The sequence below is a fragment of the Pedobacter psychrotolerans genome, assembly GCF_004340665.1.
GTDB lineage: Bacteria > Bacteroidota > Bacteroidia > Sphingobacteriales > Sphingobacteriaceae > Pedobacter > Pedobacter psychrotolerans.
Map to the genome: position 1 here is coordinate 226,672 of NZ_SLWO01000004.1, position 15,055 is coordinate 241,726.

The following is a 15,055-nucleotide window of genomic DNA, read 5'->3' on the forward strand; positions in this document are numbered from 1 at the left end:
AGATGAAAAGTCTTATTAAATATATCGCAGGAACAATATTAACATTGAGTGTGTTAAGCTCCTGCCATAAACTAGATTTAAAAGTGGAAACACAATTAACGCCTGAAACATTTCCACAAACAGATCAACACTTTATACAACTAACGGGGCAGGTTTATGTACAATTGAGACAAAATTGGGGTACGGATTACTTCTTCATGCAATCTTTAAGTACAGATGAATCAATTATGCCTGCAAGAGGTGGTAACTGGTACGATGGAGGACGTTTTGAGCAGCATCACAAACACACCTGGGATAAAGACAACGGACATGTGAATAGTGGCTGGTCATGGCTTTCAGGCACCATTAGTAAAGCAAATCAAAGTTTATTTTTACTTGAAAGTGCACCCGCATCAAGCGGTAAAGTAGCTGCAGTTGCTGAATTGAGGGCCACAAGAGCGCTTGCTTTTTTCATGATGATGGATTTATGGGGTAACATCCCGATTGTAACTTCTTTTGGAGAAACAACATCTCCTGAAACAAAATCCCGAACTGAGGTTTTTAATTTTATCGAAGCAGAACTTAAGGATGTACTGCCAAACTTAAGCATTACTACAGGAGCCACAACGTATGGCAGGCCAACCAAGTACACTGCTTACGCCATTCTAGCAAAAATGTATCTTAACGCTGAAGTTTACACTGGTACCGCTCGCTATAATGAAGCAGCGGCAATGTGCGACGCGATTATTTCTGCTACGGGTACACCATTTAGTTTAGAAACTGATTATCACAAAATGTTCTTCATTGATAATGGTTCTCAGATAAAAGAATTTATTTTCGCTATTCCTTACGATCCTGGATTTAGCAACGGATATATGTTTTATGCCCGTTATTCATTACCAAGATCATTACAAGCAAAGTATAGTTTAAAACACACACCAAGTGCCCCCATGAGCACTTTACCGGAGTACTATGCAAACTTTAACGATCCGAATGATAAAAGAAATGCGCAATGGATTACAGGACCTCAATTTAAATTTGATGGTTCTCCAGTTACTGTACTCACAACTAAGAAAGGTTATGATCAATTCTATACAGGATCAGATGGTGGAGATACTCTGACTTATAAGGTAAATATTATGCCTAACGTTACTTTGCGTGATGCTTCCAGACCATTCGATGCCGGAAACGACGAAATCGCCTGGAACATGGGCTACCGCAATAACAAATTCTATTGTGACAGCACCTCATCCAATAGAAACCAGAACAATGATGTACCCATTTTCAGATATGCGGATATTCTGCTGATGAAAGCAGAAGCAAACCTTCGTGGTGCTATACCAACATTAGGTCAAACTGCTTTATCTTTAGTTAACCAAGTGAGAGCTGCTAGAACCACTTCTCCAGCTTGGGCTGCCGTAACATTAGAAGATTTATATAAAGAGCGTTGCAGAGAAATGGCATGGGAATGCTGGCACCGCAATGATATGATTCGCTTTGGTAAGTTTGAAGGAAAATGGGGCTTTAAAACAGATGCGCAAACATTCCATCGTTTGATGCCAATTCCAGCATCAGCAATGATTTTAAATCCAAAACTGAAACAAAATCCGGGTTATAATTAAAATTAAAGGACGGTAAAGAAGAACTTTCTCTAAAATAGTGTTTAGAGAAAGTTCTTCCTCATTACAGGTTATTCAGAAAAAATACCCAAATTCATCTCTATGATTAAACGATTACTTTTTTTATTTCCATTACTCACTTCTGTTTCATTACAGGCACAAGTTCTTACCTCTGGATACCCGCCATATTAATTTACAATCTACAAATGGACACCGCAAAAATTACAGCAGCAAAATTGCCTGACCAAAAAAGCAAACGGTTGATTTCACTCGATGCATTGAGGGGTTTTGACATGTTCTGGATTGTAAGCGGCGAAGGGATTTTTCATGGATTAGCAAATGGTGTAAAAGAAAAGTATGCATTGGTTCAAAATCCTAAAGATTGGACTATCGCCACAAATGAAAACCTATCTATATTTGAACGGATTTTAATTGGTATCAGCAATCAATTACACCATTCACCCTGGAATGGCTTCACTTTCTATGACCTGATTTTCCCATTATTTATTTTTATATCGGGAGTATCTATGCCATATTCCTATCAAAAATATTTCGACCAAAAAAATACAGGTAACCATTCTTCAAAGCCCATCTATAAAGCTTTAATTAAGCGAACACTCATTTTAATTTTGCTGGGCGTTATTGTAAATGGCCTTTTTAAATGGAATGGATATGAAAATACAAGGTTTGCCAGTGTGCTCGCCAGAATTGGATTATCTACATTTTTTGCCGCATTAATTTATTTAAATTTTTCACTGCCAAAGCAAATTATCTGGTTCTTCGCCATTCTCATTGGTTATTACCTATTTATGGCTTATGTACCTATACCCCATTTTGGTCGCGGAGTGTTAACACCCGAAGGCAATCTTTCCGCTTATATAGATAGGATATTATTGCCTGGTAAACTGCATCGAAAGGTATATGATCCTGAGGGATTACTCAGTACCATCCCTGCAATCTGTTCCGCAATGATGGGTATTTTTGTTGGTACTTTTATCAAATCTGCCTCTCCTCTTTTAAGCATTCAAAAGAAGCTAATGGGGTTATTTTTAGGAGGTGTCTTATGCCTGATCACCGGCCTAACTTGGGGCTTATTTTTTCCGGTTAACAAAACCATGTGGACCAGCTCATTCGTGCTTTTTGCCGGAGGATGGAGCATTTTACTTTTCACAATCTTCTATTACATCATTGATGTGAAGTCGCTAAAAAAATGGAGTATGCCATTTGTATGGATGGGTACCAATTCCATACTCATTTATATTTTTGCACATGGTTTTCTTAATTTTGAATCTACCTCACAATTTCTTTTCGGAGGACTCATTAACCAAATACCAATGGCCTGGCAACAAGCAGGCTTATGGACAGGTGTTTTACTTATACAATTATTACTCTTAAAGTTTCTTTACGATAAAAAGTGGTTCCTAAAAATCTAACATGAAATTAAAAATTATATTCGCTGCTATACTCTTCATCCTGACTTCCAGCAATGGTTGGTCACAAGATTATCTTGCATCTTCTAATCAATTAATTCAAAGGGTGTTGCCAAAATTACATGGTTCCTTTATCACCGAAAGCATCGATGCTAAAAATGGAATGGATGTTTTTGAAATAGAAAGTAAAAACAAAAAAATTATTTTAAGAGGAAGCAGTGGTGTAGCCCTGGCTTCTGCCTTTTATTATTACCTCACCGAATACGCTCACTGCCAGATTACCTGGAATGGCACCAACCTGAATGTCCCTAAAAACCTTCCTGAAGTAACCCAAAAAATAAGGAAGGAAACGCCATATGAATATCGGTATTACCTTAATTATTGCACCTTTAATTACAGCATGAGTTGGTGGGATTGGGAAAGATGGGAAAAAGAAATCGACTGGATGGCATTACATGGCATTAATATTCCATTGGCGATAACAGGAGAAGAATACACCTGGTATTTACTTTATAAAGAAATGGGTTTTTCGGATGAAGAGTTAAAAGGCTTTTTTACCGGGCCTGCATATTTTTCGTGGTTTTGGATGGGTAACATCGATGGCTGGGGTGGTCCGCTTCCGGTAACCTGGATGAAAAGCCACTTCGAATTACAAAAGAAAATTTTAGAAAGAGAAAGATCATTGGGAATGAAACCTGTATTGCCTGCCTTTACGGGGCACGTACCTGCGGCTTTTAAAAATAAATTCCCTAATGCAAAACTAAAAGCTACTAATTGGACCAATGGGTTTGCAGACACGTACATTCTGGATTCAGAAGACCCCATGTTTGCGATGATTGGAAAGAAATTCCTTCAAAAACAAACAGAAATGTTGGGTACCGATCACCTTTATTCAGCCGATACTTTCAATGAAAATGAACCACCATCTGCCGAACCTGAATTTCTAAGTAAGTTGAGTGCCAGAATATATGATGGCATGTCGGCCGCTGATCCAAAAGCAATTTGGGTGATGCAGGGATGGCTTTTTTATAGCGACAGGAAATTTTGGAAGGAAGCACAAACAGAAGCACTCTTAAAGGCAGTTCCGAATGATAAAATGATTCTACTTGATCTGGCAACAGAAATTGAGCCGGTTTGGAAACGTACTGCAGGATTTTATGGCAAGCCGTGGATCTGGAATATGCTTCATAATTTCGGTGGAAACACCAACCTATTTGGCCGAATGGACGTAGTTGCCAATGCTCCTTCCCAGGCACTAAATGATCCAAAGAGTGGAAAGATGAAGGGGATCGGACTGACGATGGAGGGGATTGAACAAAACCCTGTTCTCTATGAGCTCATGATGGAAAATACCTGGCGAACCACTCCAATTGACCTGAATACATGGTTACCAAAATTCGTATTCAACCGATATGGAAATAAAAACACCAATGCCTTAAAAGCATGGGAAATTTTAAGAAAAACGGTATATACTGTTCCTGAAGATAAATACATCAGAGATGGAGCAGAATCCATCATACAGGCCAGGCCAACTTTTGATTCCCTTACCCGTTGGGCCAAGACAACACTTAATTATAATGAACGTGATTTGCTACCTGCCTGGGATGAATTTGTAAAAGCAGCACCAACATGCAAACAAAGTGATGGCTTTCAATACGATATTGTTGATATAACCCGTCAGGTAATGGCCAATTATGCACTTTCTGTTCAGCGAAAAGTTGTTGATGCCTATCAACAAAAGGATTCAAAAAGGTTCAATACAGAAAGCCAAAACTTTATTCAGCTGATTACCGATATGGATAAACTCCTTGCGACCAGAAAGGATTTCCTCCTTGGGCCATGGGTAAGCGAAGCCAGAAAGTGGGGTACAAATCCTGAAGAAAAAGCCCTTTACGAAATGAATGCGAAGGATTTGATTACCCTTTGGGGCGATGCTAAAAACCCGCTCAATGAATATGCCTGCAGGCAGTGGAGCGGTTTATTAAATGATTTCTATAAACCCAGATGGGAACTTTTCTTCAGACGTGCAGCAAAATCATTAAATGAAAGAACTACTTTAGACCTCAAAAAATTTAATAAAGAGGTGAGTGAATGGGAATGGAAATGGGTAAATCAAAGAAAGGATTATCCTATTCAACCTATCGGTAATCCCATAAATACTTCAATTGAAATGCACCAGAAATACCGTAAGTTAATGGCTATTGCGCATCAATAATTTCATCGCTCTTCCGTAAATTATAATAAATTAGCTACATAAACCAGATACAGCATTAATACCATGATAGAAAAGCACAATAAGCATAATAACAAATACTGTATCATCTTTTCATTAGTCATTTCACAGGTTATCCTGCTTAGCTATTTTTCATATGGTCAGCAACAATCCCTTGTAAAATATGTACAACCATTTTCAGGTACATCAGCCAGTACAACCATGGCTAGCCAGCACATTGAAGACAAAACTGAACGGTTGGCGAATACCATACCAGCGGTTGCTTCTCCATTTGCCATGACGCAGTGGACGCCACAAACACAGCTTAGTGAAACCAAATGCCTTGCCCCCTATTATTATAACAACAAAAAAATTTACGGGTTTAGAGCAACACACTGGATTAGTGGCTCCTGTACGCAAGACTACGGAAGCTTCACCATCACCCCCATATCCGGTCAGTTAAAAACCAGTTGGAATGAAGTAGCAGATGATTACAATCATGAGAATGAGGTTGCTAGTCCGGATTATTACAGCATTACTTTACCAAAACATCAGCTGAAAACTGAAATTACGGCTACACTCCGAAGTGGCATAATAAGGATCACGGCGCTGAAAAGCGACAGTGTATATATTTTAATCAGCCCAAATAGCGATCAAAATAAAGGCTTTATAAAAATTGATCAGGAAAAGGGCGAAATCTCTGGTTATAATCCAGTTCACCGGATTTATCAAGGATGGGGACAACCGGCTGGCTTTAGTGGCTATTTCTTTATCCAAATCAAAAAGGCATTTACAATAAGCGGCACTTACACCGAAGGAACACATTCCAATCAGCCATCCATTAGCAATAAAAAAGATCTTGGTGTATTCGCAGGGTTCAAATTGCAAAAAGGGGAAGAACTTATTATTCGCTCTGGAACATCATTCACGAGTATCGCAGCAGCACGGGCAAATCTGGAAAAAGAAATCAATTCCGATGGTTTTGATGCTGTAAGGACAAATACCAAAGCATACTGGGAAAAGTCTTTAGCGCAGATTAAAATCAATGATGATAGTGAAAAAAAGAAGAAAATATTTTATACCGCCTTATATCATGCCCAGCAACATCCAAGGCTATTTAATGATGTTGATGGCTCCTACCCACGTTTTGCAGGCAACTATCAAAACGAAAAGATAAGTAAAGGCAATTATTACGATGACTTTTCCATGTGGGATATTTATAGGGCGCAGTTGCCACTGGTTGAATTACTACAACCAAAAATGGCTAATTCGTTTGTCAATTCATTAATCCTAAAAGGAAGTCAGGGCGGATGGCTACCCATTTTCCCCTGCTGGAATAGCTATACTGCTGCCATGATTGGCGATCATAGCACGGCCTTTATTGCATCTGCTTATCAAAAAGGGATCAGGGATTATGATGTTAATGAAGCGTACCGTTTAATGAGACAAAATGCTTTTGAAATGCCTGATTCTGCCGATTATCTCAATGGTAAAGGCAGACGAGGTATTAACAGTTATTTAAAATATGGTTATATTCCTATGGAAGATAGTATTCCAAATGCCTTCCACAAAAAGGAGCAGGTAAGCAGAACATTAGAATACGCTTATGATGATTATGCCCTTTCCACAATAGCAAAAGATTTAGGTAAACAGAATGACTATAACACACTATCTAAAAGAGCATTAAACTACAAAAACATCTTTGATCAGGAAGTTGGTATGGTGAGGGGTAAATACAGCAATGGCAATTGGTATAAACCCTATCTTCCTGATCACCGTGAGCCTTATATTACTGAAGGAACGCCGAGGCAGTATACCTTTTATGTACCTCATGATCTGCCAGGATTAATCTCATTGATGGGCGGCAAAAAAAAATTAGAAAACGAACTTGATTCCATTTTCGCAAAAAAGGAATACTGGCATGGAAATGAACCCGGACATCAGATTCCGTTTTTATATAACAATACCTCCAGTCCATGGAAAACACAGCAACAAGTAGCCAGGATTTTGGATGAAGAATATGATGAAGGTGCAGGCGGTTTAAGTGGAAATGATGATGCAGGGCAAATGTCAGCATGGTATGTTTTTGCATCACTAGGATTTTATCCGATAGACCCGGTTTCTGGTATTTATCAAATCACCAGCCCATCATTTAATCAAACTACTATTTCTTTTAACACGGGTAAGAAATTAAATATTAAAACGGTAAAATCAAGCAAAAATGCCATTTACATTTCGAAGATCATTTTAAATGGAAAAATACTGCTGAAAAATGAAATCACGCATCAACAATTGATTAGCGGAGGGCTACTGACTTTTTATCTTCAGGAAAAACCGCTATTATCCAAAAAATAATTTGATGTATTAATCTCCCACGCTAAGTATATATCATCCGATTGGTGAGGTTAAAATCGATTTTTAATGTCTGATAAATATTTTGATCAGATGCGATTATATTTTCAAAATCATTACTTTTGCAAAAAATACCCGAAATGAGTATAGGATTATCAGAACAAGAAATATTACGACGTGAATCGCTTAAACAATTACGTCTGTTAGGTATAGAGCCTTATCCGGCAGAGGCTTATGACGTTAATGTAACTGCTGCAGATATTTTAGCAAATTACGAAAAAGATAAAACTGCTTACAAAACGGTGAGTTTAGCAGGCCGGATTATGGGTCGCAATATCATGGGTGCTGCATCATTCGCTGAATTACAAGATTCAACAGGACGTATCCAGGTTTATTTAAAAAGAGATGAACTTTGTCCTGATGAGGATAAAACCTTATACAATACGGTATTTAAAAAGTTATTGGATATTGGAGATTTTATAGGTGTAAAGGGTTACGTATTTACCACACAAACCGGAGAAATTTCTATCCATGTTACTGAATTTAAAGTTTTAGCTAAATCCTTACGTCCGTTACCTATTGTAAAACGTGATGATGCCGGAAATGTGTATGATGGTTTCACCAATCCGGAATTGCGTTACCGCATGCGTTATGTAGATTTAACGGTAAATCCAGATTACAAACAGATTTTCATCAAACGCAGCAAGGTGATTAATTCAATGCGTAATTATTTTGATAACCAAGGTTGGATGGAAGTGGAAACACCAATTCTACAACCCATTCATGGTGGCGCAGCTGCACGTCCTTTTGCCACACATCACAATACTCTAGATATGCCACTTTATTTGCGCATTGCAAATGAATTGTATTTAAAAAGATTAATTGTTGCTGGTTTTGACGGTGTTTATGAGTTCGGAAAAATGTTCCGTAATGAAGGAATGGACCGCACGCATAATCCAGAATATACCTCTATGGAAATTTATGTAGCCTATAAAGATTATATCTGGATGATGGCTATGGTGGAAGAGTGTCTAGAAAAAGTGGCAATCGCCACCAATGGTTCAGCAGTAGTTAAAGTCGGCGAAAATGATATCAACTTTGAAGGACCATACGAAAAGCTAACCATGTATGAATCTATTCAGAAATATACCGGAATAGATGTATCTGCGATGAATGAGAATGAACTTATTCAAACCTGCAAGGATTTAGATATTGAAACCGATTCTACAATGGGGCGTGGTAAATTGGTAGACGAAATTTTCAGTGCCAAAGTAGAAGCAAATTTAATTCAGCCGACTTTCATCACCGATTATCCAATTGAGATGACACCACTGGCCAAAAAACACCGTTCAGCTGAAGGCTTGGTAGAGCGTTTTGAAATCTTCGTAAATGGTAAAGAAATTGGAAATGCCTATTCTGAGTTAAATGATCCTATTGATCAAAGAGAACGTTTTGAAGATCAGTTAACCCTAGCTGATCGTGGTGATGCTGAAGCCATGGCAATGGATGATGATTTTGTTCGTGCATTGGAATATGGTATGCCTCCTACTTCAGGTTTAGGTTTTGGTATCGATCGTATTGTGATGTTAATGACAAATCAAAGCACCATTCAGGAAGTATTGTTCTTCCCTCAAATGCGTCCGGAGAAAAAGAAAATCGAGATGACTGCTGAGGAAACAGAACTTTATTCTCTTATAAATGAAGATGAACAGCATCTTTTAACTGAAATTAAAGGTAAGTTAACCGATTGGAGCAACAAGAAATGGGATACCACATTAAAAGCATTAACCTCAAAAGGGATTCTAAAAGTTACTAAAACTGATGACGGATTGTTCCTTTCGCATAAGTAAACTTGCTCTATGGAGTAACTGATCTTAACAAAAACATAACATAAAATTAAAAGGCTTGCTAACAACTGTTTAGCAGGCCTTTTCTATATTTACAGCAATTGATAATTAAATCATTGCCATATGAATACTTCAAGTTTAGAAATTAATGAAAGAGAATATTGCATCAAACTGAGTAAAGATGCATTTGATTTAACTTTGGTTCGCCAATTGATCAAAAGAATCCAGGCTGAAGCATTGTTTTTTTCCAGAACACAGCATGAAGATGATGATATCTTAAGCAAAAGATCTCAAAGAGAAGAACTGGAAGGTTACGATAACTTAGATGATAAATAGGTTAAAGGTTTCTGGTTCTATGTTCAGGTTAAATCGCAAAATATGCGCTGAGTCTAAACGTATAACTTTTCAACCTTTAACCTTTAGTAATTTTAGTCGATATCTAAAGATCCTTCTACCGAATCATCCATTGTTTTTCCGGTTACTACAGATGCTGCCATTTTTAAGAAAGCAACTGCAGATCCGTTTTTAGTATCCCAGTAATATCCTTCAGAAGGAATAACTTTAATGAGTGTGATGTTTGGATCATCTTTTCCACCTTGAAACCAGGTTTTAAGTAATGGAGTCCAAAGTTCATCTATTTTAGCCTGATCTCTGCTAATTTCTGAAATTCCGTAAATATTAACGAAACCAGAATGTGCACCAGCCTGAAATAAAAGGTGCGTAAACGGATCAGATGAAATTTCATCATTTTTATGACTATCCTTTAAGCTCATGAACCAAAGATTTCCTTCATCATCAACCTGCTGAATAGCCATAGGCCTTACTGATAATGGAACTCCTGTTTTAATGCTGGTACAAAAGAAGCAGCTTTCGGCTTTCTCTGCCAAACCACGTAGCTTTTCAATGGCCTCATGGCCACCTAAATCCTGAATGTTTCCTTCTTCCTGAGTATTATTTGTACTTCCTTCTTGTGATGTTGCCATAGATATAAGATTTTTTATAAACTACAATAAATAACAAGCTTTGGTTTTAACTATTTCAGAAATGAACTAGATCCTGTATCCTTTTCTGAAGTACAAATAACTAAATGGCTTGCGAAATAAAACTCGTAAATTCTCCTCGCTCGTCCTCCTGAACTTGATGCAGGATCTTTTCTCCAAAGTGACATGTATAATCCTTCAAAAAAATTCACGGAATTGCAGCAACCCGGGAATTTAGTACAGTGAGTGAGTTAACTTCCCCACTACATAGGTTAGAGATGCTTCATACTTCAGCATGACAGCGACTGGTTAGAATTTATTCATCGAACATCCATCGCTCGTCCTCCTGAACTTGATTCAGGATCTTTTATCCGAAGGAATATATATAATCCTTTTATAAAAAATACGTATTGCAGCAACCCGGGAATTTAGTACAGTGAGTGAGTGAACTTCCGCAGTCCATAGGTTAGAGATGCTTCATACTTCAGCATGACAGCGACTGGTTAGAATTTATTCATCAAACACCCATCGCCCGTCCTCCTGAACTTGATTCAGGATCTTTTATCTGAAGTACAAATAGCTAAACAGCTTGCGAAATAAACTCGTAATTCCTCTCGCTCGTCCTCCTGAACTTGATTCAGGATCTTTTATCATAAAGGACAAGTAAAATCAATATAAAATACCAATGCGCCTACAGCAAAAGTGGAAATGACCACGCTTACCGTAGAGAAAATAATTACAGGTGCTCTTTGTTCTCTTAAATCAACCAGGTTAATATGAATGGCACCAGCAAATAACAAAAAGTTTAACATCGCCCCCATCAGTACTTCCGTAAAATCTACATCTTGCAGCAATGTAGAAAAATGATCGAAGGTTTTTGGAAATAAGCTACCTGTTAAAACCAATACAATTGAACTGATCATAGCGATGATCATAATCCCGATAGTGGATGGAAGTTTGAGGTATCGGAGATTTAAATAAGAGAAAAATGATGCTAAAACAATAAGCACTGAAAAAGAGTAATATAATTCCATAATATTGATGAGGATCGATAAACCTCCAAAATATTAAAAATTTCGACTCGTCTAAAATTATTTTTAGATTATGACTTTAATAAATCATTATGGGCATAAAAAAAGGAGCCAAATAAATTTGACTCCTTTTTCTTCAATATCGTATGAATTAGCGATAACGAACTTGTTGTTGCTTATCCATCATACCCATTTGATCTTTCATTTGTTTAATCTGATCAGCCAATAACTTATTCTTATCTGCCTTTTTAGCCTCTGCCAGATAAAGTGTAGCTTCACGTTTATTACGCTTTGCCATTGCAATTCCAGCCAGACTCAATTTAGCTAAAGCAATGTTATGATCCATTTGCATTCCTAAACTTAAAGCCGTTTTAAAGTATTTTTCAGATTTCATTGGTGCTGTTCTGCTTTCAATTAAACCCACTAATAAATTGTAATATCCATGTTGAACCTTAATCAATTGACTTTCATAATTGGTAATTCGATCCAAAAACATTTTTGCTTTTGGCATATTATCTTTTCTTAAAAACCATTGTGCCAATAGCATGTTTTCATTAAAGAAATAAGTTACCAATACAATAATGCCCAATAAAATGGCAACAATGCCCCAAGGCCAGAAACCGAAAATAAATAAAGCTACTGCGCCACCCAGTAAAGCAAACCCCGCAATTAATCTGATAATATTTGGCATAAATTTTATTCTAATTATTATTTTTTTGCAAATATCGTTTTTAAATGGCAGAAATTAGTTTTTAAAACAATAATTTCATTAAAAATTTCACTCATACAACAATTCTCTTTCTTAACATGAAAAAACTCCTATCCATTATATTAGTCATATCAGCAATGAATGTTTCCGCACAAGAAATAAATAAAAAAATACACGATCAAGTTCATAATAAAGATATCTTAATCAACGCTTGCACACGAGAAGGCATGGCAACTTTTCCTGAATTTAAAGAGATGTATGATCCTTTGTATGCTGCTTACACCCCGGATGCTGCCACGATGATTGAATTAAAAAAGCTGGTTAAAAAGGAAAAAATAAAAATTGTTTTTGGTACCTGGTGTGGCGATAGTAAAGTAAATGTTCCGAATTTTTTAAAAATTATGGATGCATTACATTTTAAAGAAAAAAATATTGAATTTATTGCAGTTGACGGACATAAGAAAGCTGAAAATGGTATAATAGACGGCCTGGATATTAAAATGGTTCCTACATTTATTATTTATGATCATAAGGGAATAGAATTGGGCAGAATTATTGAAGGCCCGAAAACAACACTAGAAGGAGATTTATTGGCTATTTATAAAAAGAAATCATAAACTATTTTTCTCTGATTGAGGTTAATACCTTTACTTATATCACTTTTAAATTTATTTAATTACAATTCATTATGTCTGCTGCATTAGAACCCGGCTGGTTAGCCGTTTTAGATCAAGAGTTTGAGAAAGATTACATGAAAAATCTCAAATCTTTTTTAAAAGAGGAAAAGGAAAAAGGTGCAACAGTCTATCCGAAAGGACAAGATATATTTAGGGCATTAAACACTACTCCGTTTGACCAGGTTAAAGTTGTCATTTTAGGTCAGGATCCCTATCATGGTGTTGGTCAAGCACATGGCCTCTCATTTTCCGTACAACGTGGCATGACTGTTCCACCGTCATTAAAAAACATTTATAAGGAACTTGAGACTGATATTGAAGGATTTCAAGCGCCCCTGCATGGCCACCTGACACACTGGGCAGAACAAGGTGTACTGCTTTTAAATGCCACCTTAACTGTTCGTGCTTCAGAAGCCGGATCTCATCAAAATCGCGGATGGGAAATTTTTACGGATGAGATTATCAAATCCCTTTCTGAAAAACGTGAACATATTGTTTTTTTACTTTGGGGAAAATATGCACAGCAAAAGGCTTCAATAATTGATCAGAAAAAGCACTATGTGCTTACAGCAGCTCACCCCTCTCCATTTTCTGCATATAATGGCTTTTTTGGATCTGGACATTTTTCAAAAGCCAATCAGTTGCTCATCCAAAATAATTTGACACCTATTGACTGGAAATTACCGGCTTAATGAATGCTTATTTTATTAGTGGTTTAGGTGCCGATAAAAGGATTTTTTCTAGAATTAAACTTGATGAGCGGATTCATATTATTCATATAGAATGGATTAAATCATTAAAAAGAGAATCACTTCCAGATTATGCAAAACGATTAAGTGAAATCATAGATGTCTCATCACCATTTATATTGGTAGGTGTTTCATTTGGAGGAATGATTGCCGTAGAAATGGCTAAAACACTAAATCCAAAGCTAACACTTGTAATATCCAGCACCGTTTTAAGTGATGAATTGCCATTTATATATCGCTTAGCCGGGAAATTTGGTTTAATTAAACTCATCCCATCATGGATATTAAAATCATCTAATAAAATTACAGGAAATTATTTTTTTGGGGCAAATACAATCGAAGAGAAAATATTATTAAGCAAAATTATAGCAGACACTAATCCGGAATTTTTGAAATGGGCAATTGGTAGCATTATTACTTGGCAAAACGCAATTAAACCAAATAATCTTGTTCAAATTCACGGTACGAGTGATAGAATTTTATATTCCAGCGCCGCAAAAGTCGATTATATAATTAATCAAGGAACGCATTTTATGGTTTATCAGAATGCCAGGGAGATTTCAGAAATCATTAATAAATTAATCCAGAAGTTCATTTAATCGGTTTTGTCATTGCTGATGAGGACGAAGAACCAATCTGTTTTACAGAATCAGATTGCTTCACTCCATTCCTAAGTCCTACCCTTCGGTTCGCAAGGACGGATCCACGGTAGGTCGTCATTGCAAGGAGGAACGACGAAGTAATCTCTTTGCACGATTAGGTTGCTTCACTCCATACGGTTAAGCCTACCCTTCGGATCGCAAGGACGAATCCATAAACGAATCGTCATGCTGAATTTAGTTCAGCACCTTATTGTTTGAGATCCGGAATCAAGTTGAAGAAAACGATTCTTCGTGACCATATGGCGATGGCAACGAAAAGCCCCTTTACGGGTTTGGGGTTAATACTCTAAAGGTACAATTGGTTCCTTCTTTGTAGTCGACATGATCATCATCGTTTGAAAAGTTTTAACTACAGAAATTTTACTGATCTTCTCCATAATTAAACGCTCATATGATTTGATATCCTTAACATAAACTTTTAAAAGAAAATCTGCCTGACCGGTAACGTGATGACATTCTGTAATTTCCTTAATCTGATTCACTTCATCCAGAAAAATCTGAATCGTATTATTTTTATGAAAATCCAGTTGGATCTGGATAAAAGTTTTAATACCTAAACCAAGTTTCTCTTCATCTACTAAGGCATGATAGCTTTTGATAAAACCAGCCGTTTCCAATTTACGAACACGTTCTAATGTTGGGGCTGGAGACAATCCAATTTCCTGTGACAGTAGCAAATTAGTAATGCGACCATTTTCTTGTAAAATTCTTAAAATTTTAAAATCAATTTTATCTAATTCTGATGCCATATAAATTCAAAGGTATTGAGAACACAAACATAACCAAATTAAATTCTAAATTTTAACAT

13 protein-coding genes are annotated in these 15,055 nt (G+C 36.8%); 9 read left to right on the top strand and 4 right to left on the bottom strand.

The window, feature by feature from the left end; genetic code table 11:
- The first annotated feature begins 2 nt into the window (after nucleotides 1-2).
- From EV200_RS11435 to EV200_RS11460, 6 genes are all read left to right on the top strand, one after another.
- The gene (locus tag EV200_RS11435; RefSeq protein WP_132532691.1) at nucleotides 3-1,601 is read left to right on the top strand and encodes a RagB/SusD family nutrient uptake outer membrane protein; all 1,599 of its coding nucleotides are present in this window, start codon (nucleotides 3-5) and stop codon (nucleotides 1,599-1,601) included.
- A 203-nt stretch (nucleotides 1,602-1,804) separates the two neighbouring features.
- Nucleotides 1,805-3,031 (top strand): acyltransferase family protein, encoded by a 1,227-nt coding sequence (locus EV200_RS11440; RefSeq protein WP_132532693.1) that lies wholly within the window; start codon nucleotides 1,805-1,807, stop codon nucleotides 3,029-3,031.
- A 1-nt stretch (nucleotide 3,032) separates the two neighbouring features.
- The gene (locus tag EV200_RS11445) at nucleotides 3,033-5,243 is read left to right on the top strand and encodes an alpha-N-acetylglucosaminidase (RefSeq protein ID WP_132532695.1); all 2,211 of its coding nucleotides are present in this window, start codon (nucleotides 3,033-3,035) and stop codon (nucleotides 5,241-5,243) included.
- A gap of 63 nt (nucleotides 5,244-5,306) precedes the next feature.
- Nucleotides 5,307-7,595 carry a GH92 family glycosyl hydrolase gene (locus tag EV200_RS11450; protein WP_132532697.1) on the top strand — a complete coding sequence of 763 codons (2,289 nt, stop codon included), beginning with the start codon at nucleotides 5,307-5,309 and terminating at the stop codon, nucleotides 7,593-7,595.
- Nucleotides 7,596-7,732: 137 nt separating this feature from the next.
- The gene (gene lysS / locus EV200_RS11455; protein WP_132532699.1) at nucleotides 7,733-9,442 is read left to right on the top strand and encodes a lysine--tRNA ligase; all 1,710 of its coding nucleotides are present in this window, start codon (nucleotides 7,733-7,735) and stop codon (nucleotides 9,440-9,442) included.
- Nucleotides 9,443-9,562: 120 nt separating this feature from the next.
- On the top strand, nucleotides 9,563-9,775 hold the full coding sequence (locus EV200_RS11460) for a hypothetical protein (RefSeq protein WP_132532701.1): 213 nt from the start codon (nucleotides 9,563-9,565) through the stop codon (nucleotides 9,773-9,775).
- Nucleotides 9,776-9,867: 92 nt separating this feature from the next.
- Here the strand turns inward: EV200_RS11460 and EV200_RS11465 are convergent, their stop codons facing one another.
- The 3 genes from EV200_RS11465 to EV200_RS11475 form a co-directional block, all read right to left on the bottom strand.
- Complete coding sequence (locus EV200_RS11465; protein ID WP_132532703.1) at nucleotides 9,868-10,422, bottom strand: pyridoxamine 5'-phosphate oxidase family protein; 555 nt, start codon at nucleotides 10,420-10,422, stop codon at nucleotides 9,868-9,870.
- 647 nt (nucleotides 10,423-11,069) lie between these two features.
- Nucleotides 11,070-11,453: a cation:proton antiporter domain-containing protein gene (locus EV200_RS11470; RefSeq protein WP_229676737.1), complete on the bottom strand. Its 384-nt coding sequence runs from the start codon at nucleotides 11,451-11,453 to the stop codon at nucleotides 11,070-11,072.
- A 148-nt stretch (nucleotides 11,454-11,601) separates the two neighbouring features.
- Nucleotides 11,602-12,141, bottom strand: coding sequence for a DUF2892 domain-containing protein (locus tag EV200_RS11475; protein ID WP_029284365.1), 540 nt, complete (start codon nucleotides 12,139-12,141; stop codon nucleotides 11,602-11,604).
- A gap of 116 nt (nucleotides 12,142-12,257) precedes the next feature.
- Between EV200_RS11475 and EV200_RS11480 the strand changes: the two genes are divergently transcribed.
- The 3 genes from EV200_RS11480 (at nucleotide 12,258) to EV200_RS11490 (ending at nucleotide 14,184) form a co-directional block, all read left to right on the top strand.
- Nucleotides 12,258-12,776 carry a TlpA family protein disulfide reductase gene (locus EV200_RS11480; protein WP_132532705.1) on the top strand — a complete coding sequence of 173 codons (519 nt, stop codon included), beginning with the start codon at nucleotides 12,258-12,260 and terminating at the stop codon, nucleotides 12,774-12,776.
- Nucleotides 12,777-12,847: 71 nt separating this feature from the next.
- Nucleotides 12,848-13,528, top strand: a complete 681-nt coding sequence (gene ung, locus EV200_RS11485) for a uracil-DNA glycosylase (protein WP_132532707.1) — start codon at nucleotides 12,848-12,850, stop codon at nucleotides 13,526-13,528.
- The gene (locus EV200_RS11490) at nucleotides 13,528-14,184 is read left to right on the top strand and encodes an alpha/beta hydrolase (protein ID WP_132532709.1); all 657 of its coding nucleotides are present in this window, start codon (nucleotides 13,528-13,530) and stop codon (nucleotides 14,182-14,184) included. Before ung ends, EV200_RS11490 begins: the two co-directional genes overlap by 1 nt.
- Nucleotides 14,185-14,525: 341 nt before the next feature.
- Here the strand turns inward: EV200_RS11490 and EV200_RS11495 are convergent, their stop codons facing one another.
- Entirely contained in the window at nucleotides 14,526-14,996 is a 471-nt protein-coding gene (locus tag EV200_RS11495; RefSeq protein WP_029284374.1) for an Lrp/AsnC family transcriptional regulator, read from the bottom strand.
- Nucleotides 14,997-15,055: the final 59 nt, after the last annotated feature.